The sequence below is a fragment of the Leuconostoc falkenbergense genome (assembly GCF_045801155.1).
Taxonomy (GTDB): domain Bacteria; phylum Bacillota; class Bacilli; order Lactobacillales; family Lactobacillaceae; genus Leuconostoc; species Leuconostoc falkenbergense.
Genome location: NZ_CP174386.1, coordinates 408,819 through 429,039 on the forward strand (window position 1 = coordinate 408,819; position 20,221 = coordinate 429,039).

Here is a 20,221-nt window from a genome sequence, read left to right on the forward strand (position 1 = left end):
CCTGAAAGTTGCTGTAAAGGCTTTAAAATAGCTTTTATGAGGAATTGTGTCCAAAAAAAGAAGTTTGTAAACAAACTGTGAAAAAATGGTTTATGGGGTAAATTTTATACTATAATGGTGCAATGTTCATGAACAAAAAATTTGAATAAGAGAGAATAATATGAGAAAACGACGAACTTATCTAATGTTCTCGGGCTTTGCCTTGATGGCTATTGCTGGTACAACGGTTGGTGTCAACACCTATCAGCAGCATCGCCTAGCGCCCTACAAGACCGCAAAACAGCAAAAATTGCAGACGGTCGTCCAGAACTTCCCGACAACGGTTGTCAAAACTAAAGCACAAAAAGCTGATGATTTGAAAACAAAAGGGATTGAGACGCCTTATGACACGCAACTCACTGCGCAAGGCAAAAAGCCTAAGGAAATGACGTTAGCAGAAAAGTCTAATACTTATGTCAAAATGACTTTGAGTTTGTCAGATGAGGCAGCAGCGCAAAAATCAAGCACCCCAAACCCTGACGGTACGTCAGCAACGCTAAATCGTATCAATCAAGCCGAGCAAAACGTAATTGACCAGCAAACGCCAATCAAAAATCGTGCCGAGCAAATCACCGGTAAAAAAGTTCTAAAACAAAGCGGGTATTTGGTCAATACTTTGTCGATTATGGCTAAGCCAACACAAGTGAAGCAATTGTCAGCGATTGCTGGCGTGAAAGAAGTCCACATTCAAAGTGTTTATCAGCCGGCAAATTCTAATGATAATGACCTTGCCCAAGTCACTGACGACTGGCGTTCGGCGCATGGCGGCGACGGCAGTGGCATGTTGATTGCTGACATTGATTCGGGCATCGATTACACACACCCTGATTTGAAATTAACCACCACAGGTAGTAAACAGGCTAAGTTAAGCAAAGATAGTTCAAAACTGTTCCAAAAATTCAGTTCGTATGGTGTTTACCAGTCCAACAAAGTGCCATTCGCCCACAATTATGCGGATAACATTGATTCTCAAGATGAGTTAAAAGACAGCGGTATTACTCACGAACACGGACAGCACGTGGCTGGTATCTTGGCGGCTAACGGTAAAGTCAAAGGGGTGGCACCTGAAGCGCAATTGCTGGATATGAAAGTGTTCAGTAATCATCACGATGGGGCGTCAACCGACTCGATTGTGGACGCCATTGAAGATTCAGTGAAGCTTGGCGCTGACGTGTTGAACTTGTCACTGGGATCATCATTGACTAACTATTCTAGTCTGATGCCAGAAACGGCTGCTTTAAATCGAGCGGCAAAGTTGGGTGTTGTTCCCGTTGTGGCAGCGTCAAATGATGGTCGAGCATCAGCTGAACAATCTGATTTACATACTGTTGCCCATAATCCTGAAGAAGATATTTCAATTAGTTCCATGTCACTTGCTGACGGGGCTATATCAGTAGCATCAATGGAGGGCACACAAACACATGCGTTGACGACAAACTTCTCAGATAGCACAGGCAAGACATTTAGTGATAAAGTGCCGGTGCGTGTGTCACCAGGGATTCCAGATAGCTTTTGGACGAAAAAACATACGATTAAGGATAATGATGTGCCATGGGTTGATGGCGAGAGAAACTTTGACGAGACCAAAAAAGCTGATTGGTTTTCAAAAGGTTTCGATCGTTCTTCGGACGCTCATAAAATCAAAATCATTCAATACAATCCGGATCCTAATGCCGGTACGACAATTAAAGATATGCAGAAGGCTGCAAAAAATAACAATGTCGATATGGTGATTTTAATTGATTATAAAGATCGACCATTGCCAGGCTGCGATTTTGCACCGGTAGATGATGAAAATGCACCTGCAATGTTGATATCCTATCAAAGTGGGAAACAATTGCTTGCTAAGGTAAGAGAATTAGCGCCTGATTATTATGAAAAAGAGGTACTACCAGAAGATGCAACAAATGAAGACGCTAATAAAAGAAAAGAAGTAGCAAACGCGTCGCTAAGTGCACCAACGACGACAACTTCAGACAATCAAAACACAGGCAAGATGAGTACGTTCACATCTTGGGGATGTACGCCAGACTTGAACTTGAAGCCTGATGTTACCGGTGTTGGCGGTAATATTTGGTCATTGTCTAATAAAGATTATGCACAAATGAGTGGCACAAGTATGGCATCACCATTTGTTGCTGGAACAGTGGCATTGTTGAAGCAACAAGCTAAAAAACAACATATCAATCTTGGTCAAGGTAGCAATAAGTTCATCAGGAATATGAAGACATTGCTACAAAATACAGCACAACCAGTATACAGTAAAGATGGTCAAGCTTATTATTCACCACGTCAACAAGGTGCTGGTTTAGTTCAAGTTGACAATGCTATTAAATCACATACAGTTGTTACTGATGCCAAAGATCAAGATGGTGCAGTTGATTTGAAGAGCTTCAGCGGACAGACGAAGACATTTAGCTTGAATATCAAAAACGTCGGTAATAAAGCAGCTACCTATTCGATTAAAGGACTTGGTGGTGTGGCAACTGAAATTCGTACCACTGATTCCAAGTCACCAAACGAAGTGGGTATTCGAACAACCTATAACTCCGACGGTATAGCATTAGATACAACCAGTTTGAATGGTGTTGGGACTTACTATTATCGTGATGAACAACCCTATCTCGATTTAGTGAGTGAGCATAACATTGCTAACGCTAAATTGACAACCAGTAAAAATCAAGTTTCTGTGCCAGCTGGTCAGACAAAGACGGTTGCCGTGACAGTCACTGTGCCAAAAACTCAAACTAAGCAGAGCTGGGTAGAAGGCTATGTTCAAGTTAAATCTACCAAAGACAGCGAACCTGCAGCCAATATTCCTTACTTTGGCTACTATGGTGATTGGGACGCAGGACAAGTCATTGATAAGCCAGCACAAGAAAAAGGATCAATTAAAGGCTGGGGTTATTTAGGTGATTCTCATTATTTGCGACCATTAGTCACAGGAAATACGGGTATTGCTTCTAATGAATACGTTACACAATATACAAGTGATAATGATCACGCGGCTATCTCATTTCAAAAGAGTAGTGCGCATCAGTCAGCCGTTGATTTAGAATACATGTTACGTTGGACGAAACAAATTGATGTTGACGTGTTGGGAGCGGATAAAAAGACCGTCCTGACGCATTTAGCAACTTATCAGCAGTCTAAGCCGGGACTAATTAGTACAGAATGGAATGGCACTGTACCAAATACTAAAACAGGTAAATCTGAAAAGGTAGCTGATGGGGTCTATTACATCCGCACTAAAGCCAAAATGTTAGATGGTGCTAAAACTGAGACGGTATTCCGTAAGTTAACCGTCGATAATATCATGCCGAAAGTTAAAAATGCACATTTGAAGTATAAAAAAGACGGGGTTCATTTAACTGCCGACATTGATGAAAAAGGTTCTGGTTTGTTTGACCTTTCTAATGATTACGTGGGTGGCAGAGTTGATTTACGTTTGAATTCGATCCTAAGTTCTAATCAGTTTGACACACCTGAGAAGGAGAAAGCTTCTGACTGGTTACACAATTATTTTGATATTCTTTTGAACAAAGACCAGGTTGAAAACTTGAAAAAGCAAGATAACAAGGTTGAAATTACTTTGCGTGACCGTGCTGGAAATGGCGATTGGTATGAAAGTCAATTTAAGCTACCCGTTGAGGGTACCAAAGAAACTAATACTCAAGTAGATCAATTGGCAAGCAAATTTACTGTTGATTATCAAAATATGATTAAAATAACTAAAGTTGATGGTGAGAATAGTAACTTGTCAATGGATGCAAATCGTGTTCATGTTGAAACTGGAGAACACGTTGATCCCAATAGTGCGCCAAGTGAGCATAAAAGTATCAACGCCTTTGATTTAAAAGCAGTAGATTCAAAGTATTGGTCAATTCAAATTAATGGTTCTTGGAATCAAAATAAACAATTTAATGTCACGTCATTTGATAGTCAAGACAAACAAATTGACCATGTTGCCGTGACGGCTAAAAAGGGTAACTGGTCAACAAGAATTAAAGTGGGTAAACTTGGATATCTTAAGTTTACTGACGAATCTGGTAAAGAGTTGACTAAGCCTGTGGTACCAGAGATTCCTGTTGGCGAAGGAATTGATACTGAAATAGATCAAACAGCTTTAGCAAACGAATCTCATGGTAAATGGATTAAGCGAGGAAATCATGAAATTCTTGTCGTGCCGTATAGTACAAGTAGCCTAAATATCAAAGGTGCTTTCACTGGTGCTCATATGCCAGATAAGGTGTTGATTTATAATAATCAAGTGATTGATAAGGAATCTGGCACGATTTGTGTTGCACACCCAACTTGGACTGATAATCACTTAAATATGCAAGTCTATACTGGACAGCATGGTCTAGAAAAGAATGTTGAGGCCACTAAATTACCTGCTGATGGGGCCTATAGTGGTCAGATCGGCCTTTGGGACGCACAAACATTAGCTAACTTACAAAATAACAGTCTTAATCTATTAAAAAAAGCTAGCAACTATGAAGGTGGAGGATCAAAGGATTGTGCTAGTAACGGTCTTCAGAGTGTTCAGTTTACTGGTTATGAAGCCGAGTATAGTGATATATTGCCGCGTATTGTAACACCAGCAGGTGGTGAAAACTGGTTTTTCAATGATGCCTGTTTACAAAAAGATGTTTCGCCCAACGATCCTTTGTATCACTATCGTTGGCAATTGTCTGATTTTAGTAAGACATTTAGCATGCCGGTCTATCGTTTACCAGAAGGCGAAAGCTTATCATCTGTTAAAGACAATGGCGAGGAAAATGACGCAATTCTACCATTAAAACCAGAACACAATGCTGAGTCTTTGGGGCTTAATGATAAATGGCCAATTATGATGATTGGTTCTGATATCGCAGTTACATCAAGCAACTTGCTTGATGAAAATGGTGCTCTAACGTGCTATAATCCATTCACACAAGATTATACAATCACGGGTTATGCAATTCCTTCTATCAAAAATCTGCGTTTTGTCTTGAATAGTGCTAACCCAGACGACAAATCAAATCAAGTCACCATTAACCCAGATGGTAGCTTTAAGTTTGTAGCGCATCACGTTGGACCTGTTGTTGAAAAAGCGTTTGTCGTGAAATATGATCAAACAGTTCAAGGTGAAACAACTGCCAAGACACAAGAACATGTGTTGAAAACTAACCTGAGTCAACCAGCAATTCATCTTGACACTGACACGCATTGGGTGCAACGACCTAATAGCCACCATTTTGATGTCTACACGACAAACACTAGCTTTACGTTGAGCGGGCAGGTATCTGCCTATAATACAGGTGTTGCTGTGAATGTCAACGGTGAAAATGTCTTTGTTGGTCAAACTAACTGGGACGGTGCTAGCAAGTATGGCACGCTATATCTTGGCTTTGCCCCAGAGAAGTTCAGTAAGACTTACAAGTTAAATAAGCACGAGACTGCAACATACAACATTATGCCATATCAGTTAACAGATACTGGTAATGTGGGTGATACGTATGAAGTTGTGGTTCATCAAGTTGGTAAGTAAATTAACTTGAGACATAAATTTATTGTAGTAAACCGGTTGAATTCTAACAATATTCAATCGGTTTTTGTGTGATACCGCTTACAATTGATCAAAATTCCAACTTCACATTTTGTTTACAAAAACACCAAAATTGTCCTGAAATCATGAAAATTTGTATACTGTACAAGTGTTTTTCACCAAATTATGACCATTTGGTCGAAATTCAATTCACAATTCGTTTATGGGGTAGACATATTTAGCGTATAAACCATATAAATGTTCAAAGAGTTCATGAGATGAACAAAAATGTGATTAGGGAGAAACAAACATGTCCAAACTTAAATCAGCGCTATTAATTAGCGTTGCTCTAAGCCCAATTTTTGTCAGTGCCACGCGTGGCATTGAAGTTGTGCACGCTGAGGTGGTTCAAAAGGCAGTGGCACAACAAGTTAAGAAAGCGGCAGAAACTAAGCCGGCGCAGAAAACGGACGAGAAAAAGTCTGCCGACAAAAAGACTAATACCGTTACAGCGACAAAACAAGATGATTCAGGTACTACTGACTCGAATAAAGCAGATAGTGACGTAAAGAAATCGGACATCATTGCTTTTGATGATAAGAATTTCCAACAAAAATTCAAGGCAACAAACTATTATCAACAACAAAAAGCGATGTATGGTGAAAACAAACCTGCCTCTGATGCAAAGTTAGCTGCCGACTCAGTCGGTTATCTCGCTACAATCATTGGTGAAAAGTTCATTGAATCAGTCAACAAGCCAACGATTATGAGGGCACTTGGTTTTGCTGGACCAATTGGTTCATTATTGAGTTGTTTGATTGACTGGTTTACACCAGCCGCAAGAGATAAAACAGATGACAAACTCAATGAGATAGGTAAGAAACTTGACGATTTGGGTATACACTTAGACAATGTTGGTAGCGCTTTATCGGATAAGATTAATCAAGCCTCAATTGAAAATAGAATTGAATCTTTTAAGGACAAGCTTAAAGATACGAGAACACCATTTGGCACCGTTGCTGGGAAAATTTCTCAATATCAATCAGGTCATCACATTAACCTTGCCAGTAAGGACAAAGATGATGTCCAAAAGTATGTGAATGAATATGCTAAGCTCTACCATACCTCTAAATGGGGATTCGATGATAAGCAACAAGATGCTGTAGAGGTACCAGACTCAGAGAATCTACAAGTTTTCAACGATTTTTGTAAGTTTGGAGCTGCTATCGTTAGTTCAGATTTTAAAGAAAACAATATTTTCCGAGTAATGAGTAATTATGAATCGTTAAGGGAATTTTTCAATACGCAAACGTTTGCAACACGTGAAGCATTTGCTGAATATGTTATGAGTCACTATACTGTATGGGCGAGTGATATGATGACCGCCATATTCTTTGATTACTTCCGAGTTAAGGGTCAACTTGATCAGATTACGGCAAGTGATGATTATAAGGCAAGTGTGACGGCAGCAAAAACTAATGGCACAACAATTGATTCTGAATTTAAGGAAAGATGTCCGATATCATATACGCTGTTTAATGGGTTGAGGTCAAATGCCCGAGATGATCTAATGCGCTTAGGATATGATGTCCAATCAGATAATGGTCATAATGATTCGTATGATTTAGACGAGTACGACAAGAATCAATGGGTTTATAAATATAACAATAGTAGTGTGTTTATTAATTCGAGTGAAGATAATATATTGGGAGCCAATGTAAATGCTGTGGATTATGCATATGCGCTAGAGGTTGAGAATAAGCCTGTTAAGAAGGACATTCGTTTTGATTCGCACTATGACCAGATTTTATCCGATGCTAGAAATAAAACGTATGTTGCCAGTCAGGCTTATGATAAGTACATGCAAGATCATGCTTCGGATCCATTCAGAAATGATGATCCCGAATGTATAAAACTCAAGGCGAAATACGACGAGGCTATGAAAATCCAAAATGAAATAGACTATGACAAAATTGGAGAAGCCCCAGTATATGACGTTAACGGTAGCCCCTTACCAGGCAAACTAAAAGCAGAAGAAAAAACATCAAACGATGGCAAAATGCTTTACTCATACCGCAATAATAAGTGGGTTTATAGTAAACTAGTATCTGGACCTGCTGCGTATGCTGCTAAACACATGGTTGAAAAAAATGATCTTCCGGCGGTTAAAAAGATGTCTGGTGGTGAAAACAATATCTTTTTTGGAGCTTGCTGGGTATGGAATCATGATATTCCTAATAATAATCCTGATTGGGACAAAGCGTATGAAAATGTTATGTCAATCGACGATATAGGGGTTGTAAACACTAGTGCGTCAAGTCGAAATAAAGGTGGTATCAACAGTATACTCGCAAATACTGTAACTCGTGAAGTGAATGGTATTCAGGTGTTGGGCTTTAGCGGGCTTGGGCAGAAAAATCGAATCATAGGAGGAGATCGCGATTATAGTTTTACAGGCGAAGATGCCGGTTTCGTTCGATCACCAACCTATAATATTGGATTAGGATTTTACCAGAATAATCAACATACAAGTCCAACTACTGAACAAAAAACTATGTATCAAAATTTCAGCTATACTGGCACAGGATTTGATAAATCACAAAATGCATGGGTACAGGATTACCACGATAAACACTACGATCAAGAAGACGTATCTTTCATTAAGTTAGTCAAAGATGGTGATAACGAATTAGGGGCGTTAAACAACGGTAAGAAGACTCCGGTTGCAGCTGATCACTTCGTTGAGTAATCATATGTAATTTAACAAATAAATTGAGTCAGTATCATAAAGTAAACAAACACCTACAAGGCAATTCGCTCTTTGTCTTGTAGGTGTTTGTTTTATATTAATGATATGAACACCAACAACAGAGTGCTATCAAATGATTGTCGATATCTCATATCAATTTAATGATATCATTAAGGGATATATTAACAACTTTTGTATATGAACGAATTGAGGGGAAAATGTTTAAAACAGATAAACGCAATTATCTAAAAAAATTTATAGAAAACCATCCGGATTTGAATGACATTGAAAAGCAAGTGATTCAAAATAGTATTGTTAATTTAGGCCGTCCAAAAGTGTGGCAGGACAAAGAACTCACACATTTGGCTAAGTCATTTCAAAAGCTTTCTCTGGATAGTAAGTTGTCCGATGATGGCAAAGTATTGTTGAAGCAGTTGCACAAAAGCGATTGGTTTTTTGGCATACTTTATAATTTGAAGTTTTTCGGTAACTGAATCATTGGTTCATGATTAAAGCGGCCAACTCAAATCACGCTAATTAAAAAGTGCTCGATATCACAAAAATTCGAATATAGTTCACATTCTACCCGCAATAACTTCAAATATAACAGTTATACTACAATTATGTTAAAATTAGATTGATATTGATAATGTGTGAACTAAAGAGTTCATATGTCAATAATAATTGCGATGTAGAGGTTGATAATAGATGAAAAAAGTTGCTTATATGGTCTTAGTGATGCTTTTGGGCATAGTGGCTTGTTGGTCGGTTGGTAAGATGAGCCAGACGAAAAAAAGCGCTACTTCTGCACCTAAGGCTGTGTTGACCGGAAAGTCTCACAAAGCAAATTCGGTTGCCCAAGCTAAGCTAGACTATCAACAATATAACTACGCCAAAAGCCTTAAATCAATTACCAATGACAACTCAACCAAGGCTAAATCGCTCAAAAAAGAAATTGAAGCCAGTCAGTCCAACCTTGTAGCATGGAACGATCCGGACAAGTACAGTCATTTATTTTTCCACAGCTTAATTGTTGATCCAACGCGCGCCTTTACGTCACAAAAGGGGCAAGGTTACAAGGATTACATGGTCACTATTGGCGAATTTAATAAGATGTTGACGCAACTCTATGCCAAAGGCTACGTATTGGTTAATTCTGAGCGATTGGTGAAGAAAAACGACAAAGGCGAGTTAGTCTTTGATGGGGTTAGTTTGCCAAAGGGTAAGACGCCATTGGTTTTGTCGCAAGATGATGTCAATTATTATGAATACATGATCAATTCTGGATTTGCCTCGAAGCTGGTGGCTACCAAGAACGGCATCAAGAATGAATATATTGACGCTAATGGTAAGACCTCGGTTGGTAATTATGATTTGGTGCCAATCGTTGATGAATTTATCAAAGCTCACCCTGATTTTTCATACCGTGGGGATAAAGGAACGTTGGCGGTGACCGGTTATAATGGTGTCCTTGGCTACCGGACATCCGTATCACAATACGGCGACACTGCTAAGACCAAACGCGAAACGAAAAAAGCGCTTAAAGTCGTCGCAGCCTTGAAAGCAGACGGCTGGAATTTTGCCTCACATTCATGGGGACATTTAAATATGAAGACTTCTTCTGTGGCGGATGTCAAGCTTGATACAGACCGTTGGGAAAAGGAAGTGCAACCTGTTGTCGGCAAGACGAACATTTTGATTTTTCCATTTGGTGCAGACATTGGTGATTGGCAGGGGTATCAAGATAATAACGAGAAGTTTGCCTACCTGCGACAGAAAGGCTTTGAAATCTATGAGAACGTCGATGCGTCTCACACGTCGTGGGGCGAGATGACGACAAAGTATTATCGCCAAGCGCGTATTAATGTTGACGGTATTCGCATGACAGATGATTTGAATGGCACCAACTCAGTGCTCAACCCATTCTTTAACACATCAGAAGTCATTGACAGCACTAATCGTAACAAATAAGGCACACCGTTCTGGTGTGCCTTTTTCTATTGACTAAAACGATACACAAGTTTTATTAAATTGATATGATAAAACATAATAGCAAAACCTGATTTTTGCTATAATGAGAATGATTATATTGACTACAATTCATGAATTAAAAAGGATAATCTCACATGGCAAAGGTAAAATTTCACATTGCGTCACAAACGGAATTGGTTTTGGATGAAGATGCCAAAGCAGGTGATATCGTTGATTTGACTGACGAACAAAACATTGACACGAGTGTCATTAACGGGACGATTGCTGAAATTTTAGATGACAAATTGGTGCAAGCCAAGACGGAATGGGAAGCTCAACGGCAAGCACAAGCAAAAGCTGAACTGGAAAACCAGCTCCAACAACAAAAAGCGACGCTACAAGAAAATATCAATGATAAAGAAAACAAAATTGTCGCTCTTGAGACACAATTAAAAAGTATCACTGAGCAAAATAACGTTGAACTCAAGGCACAGCTGACACAAAAAGATTTGGATTTGAAAGATACGTTGACTGATAAACAGGCCAAAATCACAGCGCTTGAGTCGCAAATTGAAACGATTAAGCAACAACACCAAGCTGAATTGGAAACACAATTACTTAAAAAAGACGCAACGGCTCAAAGTGAACTGTCACAGCGCGACCAAAAAGTGTCCGAATTGACATCACAATTACAGCTTAAGGACAAAGAAAAAGAACTCCAAATTGCTAATGTGAAAGATCAATATGAAGCCCAGTTGAAGTCTGCTAACGAACAGGTTGAGTTTTATAAAGATTTCAAGGCACGCCAATCGACTAAGGAGATTGGTGAGAGTTTGGAACAATACGCGATGACTGAATTTAATAAAATACGACCTTACGCGTTCCCAAACGCCTATTTTGAAAAAGACAACGCATTGTCTGAGACCAATTCAAAGGGTGATTTCATTTTCCGTGATTATCAAGATGGGACAGAATTTGTCAGCATTATGTTTGATATGAAAAATGAAGCCGACACAACAGCTTCCAAGCACAAAAATACTGATTTTTTCAAAGAATTAGACAAAGATCGCCGCGAGAAAAACACAGAATACGCCGTGCTAGTATCAATGCTGGAAGCCGATAGTGACTTGTATAACACTGGTATTGTGCAGGTTAATGACTACGACAAAATGTACGTGATTCGTCCGCAATTCTTTATCCAGTTTATTGGCGTGTTGCGCAACGCCGCATTGAACTCCGTGGCATATAAGCAAGAACTCGAACAAGTTCGTGAACAAAATATTGATATCACTCATTTTGAAAGCGATTTAACGAATTTCAAGAATGCCTTTGGCAAAAATTACCAAAGCGCCTCAAAAAACTTCAAAAGTGCCATTGACGAAATCGACAAAGCCATCGCCCGCATGGAAGCCGTCAAGCGCTCACTCACAACCTCCGAAAACCAACTGCGTTTGGCAAATAATAAGTTGGAAGATGTCAGCGTCAAGAAACTGACGAGAGGTAATCCAACGATGAAAGCGAAGTTTGATGGTTTGGGGGAGTGAGGGGAAAACTATTTTAGACGTGCCACTTCCGGAGGTTGTTAGCCGATTTGCTCAATCGCTGCACCTATAATTTTTTCAGCATTCATCGTGCCATAAGCCATCATTTCAATGTTAACAACCGGAATGTCGGCGCCGAATTTATCATTATATTTATCAAACAAGTAGCTTACTTGAGGTGCAATCATGATAATGGCGGGCTTGACGTGAGCAATATGCTCTTCAGCAGCGGCATCAGCGATACCTTCAACATGGTAGCCTAAATTGTGAGCTGTGCTATATTGATCCATTTTATTCGACAACATTGAAATTGACATGCCCGCGGCATCAACTAATAGAATTTCTGACATTTTATTGACCTACTTTCTTGATTTGTCTTTAGTATAACACTTACTAAAAGTAAGTGTTATTTTTTGTTTCATACGCATAAGCGTTATCTAAATTAAAATCGTACAATAGATTAGGCGTTAGTTCAGGCAGAGGGCAGTGACTTGCACAATCTGTTAAAATAGAGTCAATTAACCTTAGAAGGATAGCGCACACATTACTATGCCTAATTATCTCATCCTAACTGAAAAACCATCCGCAGCCGCTAATTTTGGCAAAGCACTGGGCGGCAAATCAGGATCGTTTGACAACTTCACCTATACCATTACTAATTTACGTGGTCATGTGATGACACTCAAAGATCCAGAACAAATGGTGGCAGAAGACCTCAAAAAACAATACAAATCATGGCTCATTAAACATTTACCTTGGCGATTAGAAGATTTTTCGTGGGCACGTACGTACATCAAACAGCGCAATTTGCGAACAGGCAAAATAGAGTCGACGAAAAAGCTCATTGACGATCTAAAAAAAGAATCTAAAGCAGGCTTTGACGCGATTATAATTGCCACTGATACTGATCCGTCAGGAGAGGGCGAATTACTTGCTTGGGAAGCTTTAGACGCAATCAGTTGGCGCGGACAAGTGCTTCGGGCAAATTTTATGGATGAGTCAACGACCGGCATTCAAAAAGCAATGCGTCAGTTACGTGATGTGTCTGACAAAATGGCTGATGGTGAATACATCAAAGGTGAAAGTCGCAATCGCTGGGACTTTGCGTCCATGCAACTTACCCGTATTGCTACCACTTCTGCCAAAAAGGCCGGTTTTCAAGTTGTTGCCCGTGAAGGACGCCTGAAATCAGTCATTGTTTGGCGTATTTATCAGCAACTTGAAGCTATTAAAAACTATGTTAAAATGCCATTTTTTGAGGTGAAGTTCAAAGATCCGGCAGGACATATTTTTGGACGCGTGACACCACAAGGCGATGTGGTGCCATGGCGCTTTTCGACGAAAGCACAAGCAGAGGAAGATATTGAGCAATATCATAACAGCGTCGTTGTTAATGAAAAACACCAAACCCGTACGCAAGCGCCCGGAAAGCTACTTGATTTAGCCGGCTTAGCGTCAATTTTAGCCCCGCGTGGCTTCTCTTCTAAAGAAGTTTTGAGTACTTATCAAAAAATGTATGAGGCGCAAGTCGTCTCGTACCCAAGAACTGAAGATAAAACAGTGACGCCAGATCAATTTAATGATTTGTTGCCTTTAGTAGACCGTATTGCGGCAGTTGTCGGTATTGATCCCTCACTGTTAACACATCGGACACCTCGCCCAACTCATGTCAAAGCACAAGGAGCGCACGGTGCCAATCGGCCAGGTGAAAATGTCCCTAACACAACCGAGTCATTGTCAAAGTACGGTGCTAGTGGACCAGCCATTTATGATGTATTGGCTAAGAACTACTTGGCAATGTTAGCAGAAGATTATGTCTATGATCACGTCACAGCTAATTTACAAGATTATCCCGACTTTAAAACGGCATTCAATGTGCCAATTAAACTCAACTTTAAACTAGTCTATGATGCTCAAAAAGCCATTAAAGTTGATGATGGGGAAGAGGATGAGAACAACGCTACTAAAGGGAAATTGGGACCTGACGCGATGCCTTATTTGCACGAAGGCGCTAATCCAAAACCACAAGCACCAACAACGAAGTGGATTATGGCATTCTTAGAAAAGCATAACGTCGGTACTGGTGCGACACGTGTCGCGACACTTTCTGAAATGGCGCGTGGTACTAAAGCCATGCTATCTGAAAAAAGAGGGAAGTTAGACTTAACAGAGACAGGTAACGTCTCCGCTATTATGGTTAAAGATACTTGGATTGCCTCGCCCAAAATTACCAAGCGATTATTTGAAATGATGGATCAAGTGGGCCAGTTTGAGATGACGATGACGCAGGTGCTTGATTCAGCCACTAAAGTGGTTGAACATGATCTGCCAATTATGGTCAATAATGCGCAGTCTTTAGAAACTTTATTAGGAAAACCCAAACCAAAAGTTCGAAAGCCAAGAAAAGTGTCAGAAAAAATGACTGGCACTTGGCAGGGGCAAGAAGTTACATTTGCTCAAGAATGGAGTGGCCATGTATTTACTGATGATGAACTGCAAAAGTTGTTATCTGGGGCAGAAGTGAGTTTTCCTGCTAAATCTAAACGTGGTAAGCCGTACACAGCAGTTGGCAAATTAGCCAAGCAAACATTTAAAGGTAATACATTTTATGGTTTTAAGCTTAATCCAAAACCAAAAAAATAACGACTGTATTGTATAATAATAAAAAATTAAGTGAGGCAAAAATGGCACAATATCAATATGACGTCGGCGTGATTGGTTCCGGACCAGCTGGTCTAGCAGCAGCATTTGCCGCTAAAGCACTAGGAAAATCAGTCGTTATTATCGAGCAATATTTATGGGGTGGTACGTGTCCAAACTATGGCTGTGATCCTAAAAAAATATTGCTTTCTGCCGTTGAAGGTATTAGGCGTCAATCCGCCATGCAAGGACGTGGATTACAAGGATACTCAAAAATTAATTGGTCAGACTTGATGACCTACAAGCAAGGTTATGTTGATGCCGTCGAACCACGCAAAGTTCGTGGATTGGATGAAGCAGGCGTAACGCGGTTATATGGTCATAGTGAGTTTATAAACGCTGACACAGTGATAATAACAGATACCGCTGACACGGTTACGGCTACCGATTGGGTCATTGCGGTTGGTCAACGCCCTAAAAAGCTTGATTTTCCAGGTTCTGAATTGACACAAGACAGTGAAGACTTTTTGAATTTGCCTGATTTACCAGATGATGTAACTTTTATTGGGGCGGGGTATGTTGGTGTCGAATTTGCCACAATCACAAATGCCGCAGGTGCACATACCCGCGTTGTCACGCATGGCCATAGTGCGTTGCGTGACTTCGACCAAACACTGGTAAAACAATGGATTACTGAAACACAAGAAGCAGGTTTTGATTGGTATTTTGATGCGACAGTAGTTAAAATTGAACAAACTGACACTAAAAAGTTATTAGTGTCGCTTGATGATGGGACACAATTCCAAACAGATCGTGTTTTTGTAACAGCTGGACGTGTCGGGAATGCTGATAAATTAGGACTTGAAACGGCCGGCATTACCTATAATGAAGCCGATATTCCAGTTGATGACTATTTACGGACAAGCAATCCGCATGTATACGCAATTGGCGATGTGGGTGGTAGTCCAGCGCCAAAGTTAGTGCCCACAGGTAATTATGAAGGACGCTATGTTGCACAACTTATAGTTCAAAAAATAACCGACCCAATTGCATTTCCAACTATGCCTGCAGTAGTGTTTGGATCACCACGTATTGCGCAAACAGGTATACCGGTTGCGGCAGCAGAGCAATTAGGTTATCGTGTCACTGATGTTGATATGAGTCAAGTCATTACTTTCTATCGCTATCATGACAACGCCAGAATTCGTACAGTGCTGGATCAAAATGGGCGGGTTGTTGGCGCCAGTGTCATTGCCATGGAAGCAGAAGAATTAATCAACTATTTTGTGACCGCTATCAACGACAAAAGAACCTTAGCAGATACACAAGCAAATATTTATGCTTATCCATCACTAGGTTCCGAGTTTGGCGCGTTTTATTAACGAAAGTGTGACAATATGAATTACGTAGCATTGCATCGTCATGCACAAGTGAGCTTATCTCGCTCAGCTGTTGCGCACAATGTGGCAGTCATCAAAAATCATGCTCATGCACAACAAGTGATGGCTGTCTTGAAAGCCAATGCGTTTTCTCATGGTTTACCAGAAATGGCGATGTTGAGTATCCAATCTGGCGCAACTCGTTTTGGCGTGGCGATGCTGGATGAAGCCTTAGCATTACGCGATTTGGGCTATCAACAGCCCATTGATGTGTTAGGCCTCACGGATCCGCAGTTTGTCCGTATAGCCGCACAAAGAGATATTACGTTGGCATTTAGTTCACTAGCGACTATTCAACAAGCGGCCAAAGTTTTAGCTGACACATCATTACACCTGAAAGTATCGTTGCCGGTTGATACAGGACTTAATCGTATTGGTTTCAAAGAACGTGATCAATTGGTATTAGCGATTCAAGAAGCAGTTGTTTCGAAACAATTAGAATTTCAAAGCCTCTGGACACATTTTGCTACGGCAGATACACCGAATGAGACGTATGTTGATTTTCAAATATCAGAATGGCAACGTTTAACTCAGAATTTACCTGCACAACCCAAGGAACAACACTTCGCTAATACTGGTATGGCCACTTGGTACGCTGATAAAGTTGATACTGATATTGTGCGTTTAGGTGTTGGCTTATTTGGCATTGATTCATCTGAACCAACCATGCCGATGCCGTTTGAACTGGAACCTGTACTTGCACTAACCGCTGAAGTTATTTTTAGCAAACCGATTAAAGCTGGGGAAGCGGTGGGATATGGTGCAGATTATCGCGCGAAACACGACGGGTGGTTGTTAACGATTCCGATTGGGCATTCAGACGGTTATCCATTTAATGCTGATGGTATGCGCGTTTTAATAGCTGATGGACAAGTCGGACATATCGCTGGTGGTGTGGCGATGGACCAGACGATGATTTTTGTCGATAAGCCAGTTAATATTGGTGTTCAAGTGACGTTAATTGGCAGTGTTGGGGCTCAATCAGTGACTTTGCCTGATTTGGCTCAGTATTCAAGTGTTAGTATTGTTGCACTGATGAATAATTTTGCGCCACGTTTGCAGCGTATCATCGTGCCATAATCATGGTAAGCAGTAGACAATAGTCATGGGTAAAAAGTACGGCACCAACTATCAAGATCAACAATAATATCAACTAATTGAGAATGTGACGTTTTATAAATTAATCCGCATGTTTAGGCTGATAGCAAAAATTATTGACTATGGTATTACAAATTATGCTTGATTTCTCTCAAAAATCTATTGGCTTCAATTCCTTTTAGTATACTGATTAATACAAATGTTTCAATGAAAAATGTAAAGAAGTTACGAACAGCGCGTGTGATGAACACGACACGCCAGTCTATATGGTAAACAAAAGAAACAATTGTAGTATCGAGTAAAAGACTGATGGGGCCAAGAATTATTAAGTGGGCGACGACGATGTTAATCCATGACCATTTGTACCCATGAAGCAACACGCCATACACCACGCCACCTAGGAAAGCGCCTATTAAGAATTGCCAAGCAAAAGCAGATGAACCACCAAAAACGGTGCTACTTAAAAAGTCGGACATCAATTCAACTGTGCCGGCCAACCACGGACCAAGAAAATAGCCCATTAGACCCATTGAAATAAATCCTAAAGCTACTTGAAAATAGCTAGGGCCGATACTAATTTTCCATAATATGATATCAAGTGCTAACATCAATGCTGCAATTGTCAGCACTTGTATCGTCAATTTTGGGCTTTTAAATGTATAATAATCTTTCAACATGCTCATAATATCCTTTTATGCTTTCATGCGATCAGGCAAAAAAACTGCAGCCAGTGCGCCAATAAAGAGAGAAATCATGAAAATAGTAAAAATATGGTTAACAGAAACATGATAATCTAACAACCAGCCAACAAATAAAGGTCCAACCACGGCACCTAAACGGCCGATTCCTTGGGCAATACCGGTCATAGTACCACGATATTCCGATAAGTATTGAACCGGAGTCATTGCAATAATTGTGCCGTAAGCACCAAGATTAAAAAATGAGAGCAAGCTGCCGAATAGTAGGGTTGCAGTCATGCCAGCAGCTTGCCCAAAGGCAAAAGCGCTCAATGCCGTCCCTAACATGTAAATGATGAAGACCCAACGTACTTGTATTTTTCCCATTAACCACGCTGCAACAAAATAACCAGGTAATTGTGCAAGTGTAATGAGAACAGTATAGCCAAAACCAGTCACCAAAGTGTTACCGCGGCTGGCTAAAATTGTTGGCAGCCACATAAACATACCATAGTAACTAAACATCACCATTAGCCAAGTCAACCATAATAGAATAGTTTGATAGTTCAAATTAACTTTTAAACTTGTGATTAAAGTGGGTGATTTCTTTGACAGTGTTGGTGCATCAGTGAGTCTGCTGCGCAAAATTAGGGCAAACAAGACAGGAACTGCGGTTAGTATTAATAGGCCACGCCAGCCAAGGCTATTAGCAAAAAAGAATGCTAATACGGATGCAATGAGCCAACCCACTGCCCAAAAACTATCTGCTAGAATTAATAAGCGCGATTGTACGGTTCCTTTAAAATGGTCAGCCAAATAAGTTGCGGCCACAGGTAATTCGCCGCCCAGACCGAGACCAACTATGAAACGAATAACTAAAAACCAATGATAATTGGGGGAAAATGCTAATGCTAAATTACCCAGAGAAAATAAGATAAGACTGGCTGTTAAGACGTTTTTTCGACCAAAGTGGTCGGCAGCTTTACCGAACAATATGGCACCAAAAGCCATACCAATAGCTGTCACAGAAGACAATAGGCCAGTTTGAGTGGCTTCTAGATGCCATTGTGCTTTTACCATTGGCATGATAAATGACAGCAAAGCCACATCCAGTGCATCAAATAGCCAAGCGGTACCGATAATTAATAACGTTTTTCGTGTAAAAGATGACCACATAAAAAAACTCCCTTTTAAGTATTAAATACTTTTATTGGAGTTAAGAATATCATGATATTAATTAAAAGTCAATTTTACTTTAATTGATAGAGCTTTGCTGGGCGTCCTTTTCCCACTGTGGTAACAGCACCAGTTTCAAAAAAAAGATGATCATGAGTTTTTCGAAAATTGGAATTATCAATTGCTGATTCGGAGATACCAAGAAAATTAGCATAGATTTTACGCGCATTTTTGAGTGTAAAGTGGTTGCCAAGGATTCTTAGAATCGACGGCGCGTAATCAAGTTTGTTTCGAACACGAGTGATGGCAGTTTGAATAATCAATTCATGATCAAAAGCTAATTGTGACTGGTTACTTTGAACGGTCAGATTTTGATAAAAATCATTTGGTGTGGTATTCGGTAATTTAATAGAGAACTCGGGATGAACTAAATAAAAGTTATTTTGTAGAGCTTTGACTGGGACCCAAGCAACATTTACAGCACCAACACCTGGCGTCAGCTCTGGCATTTTTGGCAAAAAACTCATGTATGCTAACGCAAGCTGACGGTCTGATTTAGTGCGAACCACTGATGAAAAAGTTGCGAGTTGTTCAGTATGAAAACTATCCAGTTGGACACCAATTTTGTCTGAGATAAGTCTTAGAGCTGCTGAATCAGCATCCTCTGTGGATCTTAAAAATGTTTCAGGTAAGCTCCAATAACCTTTAAAAGGTTCGTCTGCTTTTTTAGCCAAGAGTACCACAACTTCTTCGGTTGTAAAATCATAACTCCAAATAACATTTGTTACCGTGACAATGGGTCGAGAAATAATTTCTGGCATGAATGGAAAACCTCCTAGGGCATATTATATCTTAATTTCAAGTGAAATGGGCGTAACCAGCGTCTTGATTTAATGGAACACTCATGGCAACAATGGTGCCACCACGCACATTGTGTCAATGAAAAAGGCAACCAACTCAAAGTTGATTACCTTTTTAAAATTGCCCCTGCTGGATTCGAACCAGCGCGTAGTGGCACCAGAAGCCACCGCCTTACCGCTTGGCCAAGGGGCAATTACTCTATATATTTTACAGAAAATGTCTCTCTTTTGCAAGCAGTATTTTTGAAACAATTGCTATTTTGTTCAAGCATTCAGTTGCGATTCAAAAAGTGAAAGTTTCGTGTCCTGGTTTTGAAAATATCATAGGAGCCAATCACAGTAAATTAATCTTTCAGTTAGAATAATGAAAAAATAATCGTTTCATTTGTGACATTAATCGGCGTGATTTGATAATATCAAAATGTTGTTGTGACAGTATTTGTCTTCATGATAGCTTTCAAAATTAAATTTCGGTATACTAGAAAAACACAGAAGGGGGCA

General features: G+C 40.0%; 12 protein-coding genes and 1 tRNA gene. 8 read left to right on the forward strand and 5 right to left on the reverse strand.

The features are described from left to right. Window positions 1–160 precede the first annotated feature (160 nt). The 5 genes from ACI3ES_RS02120 to ACI3ES_RS02140 all read left to right on the forward strand — a co-directional run bounded on the left by ACI3ES_RS02120 (window position 161) and on the right by ACI3ES_RS02140 (window position 11,833). Window positions 161–5,572: a S8 family serine peptidase gene (locus tag ACI3ES_RS02120; RefSeq protein WP_407632012.1), complete on the forward strand. Its 5,412-nt coding sequence runs from the start codon at window positions 161–163 to the stop codon at window positions 5,570–5,572. A 307-nt stretch (window positions 5,573–5,879) separates the two neighbouring features. Continuing rightward, entirely contained in the window at window positions 5,880–8,318 is a 2,439-nt protein-coding gene (locus ACI3ES_RS02125) for a hypothetical protein (RefSeq protein ID WP_114666363.1), read from the forward strand. 218 nt (window positions 8,319–8,536) lie between these two features. Then, window positions 8,537–8,812, forward strand: a complete 276-nt coding sequence (locus ACI3ES_RS02130; protein ID WP_114666364.1) for a hypothetical protein — start codon at window positions 8,537–8,539, stop codon at window positions 8,810–8,812. 214 nt (window positions 8,813–9,026) lie between these two features. Further along, window positions 9,027–10,289, forward strand: coding sequence for a hypothetical protein (locus tag ACI3ES_RS02135; RefSeq protein ID WP_114666365.1), 1,263 nt, complete (start codon window positions 9,027–9,029; stop codon window positions 10,287–10,289). Window positions 10,290–10,444: 155 nt separating this feature from the next. Continuing rightward, window positions 10,445–11,833 carry a DUF2130 domain-containing protein gene (locus tag ACI3ES_RS02140; protein WP_114666366.1) on the forward strand — a complete coding sequence of 463 codons (1,389 nt, stop codon included), beginning with the start codon at window positions 10,445–10,447 and terminating at the stop codon, window positions 11,831–11,833. Between the two features lie 38 nt (window positions 11,834–11,871). Here the strand turns inward: ACI3ES_RS02140 and ACI3ES_RS02145 are convergent, their stop codons facing one another. Then, window positions 11,872–12,180, reverse strand: coding sequence for a PTS sugar transporter subunit IIB (locus ACI3ES_RS02145; RefSeq protein ID WP_114666367.1), 309 nt, complete (start codon window positions 12,178–12,180; stop codon window positions 11,872–11,874). 199 nt (window positions 12,181–12,379) lie between these two features. Between ACI3ES_RS02145 and ACI3ES_RS02150 the strand changes: the two genes are divergently transcribed. The 3 genes from ACI3ES_RS02150 to alr are packed head-to-tail and all read left to right on the forward strand — an operon-like array spanning window position 12,380 to window position 16,989. Further along, a complete protein-coding gene (locus ACI3ES_RS02150; RefSeq protein ID WP_114666368.1) occupies window positions 12,380–14,473 on the forward strand; it encodes a DNA topoisomerase in 2,094 nt (697 codons plus the stop codon). A gap of 41 nt (window positions 14,474–14,514) precedes the next feature. Beyond that, complete coding sequence (locus tag ACI3ES_RS02155; protein WP_114666369.1) at window positions 14,515–15,852, forward strand: NAD(P)/FAD-dependent oxidoreductase; 1,338 nt, start codon at window positions 14,515–14,517, stop codon at window positions 15,850–15,852. 15 nt (window positions 15,853–15,867) lie between these two features. After that, the gene (gene alr / locus ACI3ES_RS02160) at window positions 15,868–16,989 is read left to right on the forward strand and encodes an alanine racemase (protein ID WP_142511291.1); all 1,122 of its coding nucleotides are present in this window, start codon (window positions 15,868–15,870) and stop codon (window positions 16,987–16,989) included. A gap of 146 nt (window positions 16,990–17,135) precedes the next feature. Here alr and ACI3ES_RS02165 read toward each other — a convergent pair whose 3' ends face one another. The 4 genes from ACI3ES_RS02165 to ACI3ES_RS02180 all read right to left on the reverse strand — a co-directional run bounded on the left by ACI3ES_RS02165 (window position 17,136) and on the right by ACI3ES_RS02180 (window position 19,913). Then, on the reverse strand, window positions 17,136–17,684 hold the full coding sequence (locus ACI3ES_RS02165; protein WP_114666371.1) for a folate family ECF transporter S component: 549 nt from the start codon (window positions 17,682–17,684) through the stop codon (window positions 17,136–17,138). A 15-nt stretch (window positions 17,685–17,699) separates the two neighbouring features. Beyond that, the gene (locus ACI3ES_RS02170) at window positions 17,700–18,860 is read right to left on the reverse strand and encodes an MFS transporter (RefSeq protein ID WP_114666372.1); all 1,161 of its coding nucleotides are present in this window, start codon (window positions 18,858–18,860) and stop codon (window positions 17,700–17,702) included. A 74-nt stretch (window positions 18,861–18,934) separates the two neighbouring features. Next, a complete protein-coding gene (locus ACI3ES_RS02175; RefSeq protein WP_114666373.1) occupies window positions 18,935–19,681 on the reverse strand; it encodes an NrtR DNA-binding winged helix domain-containing protein in 747 nt (248 codons plus the stop codon). Window positions 19,682–19,841: 160 nt separating this feature from the next. Then, window positions 19,842–19,913, reverse strand: a tRNA-Gln gene (locus tag ACI3ES_RS02180). Window positions 19,914–20,221: the final 308 nt, after the last annotated feature.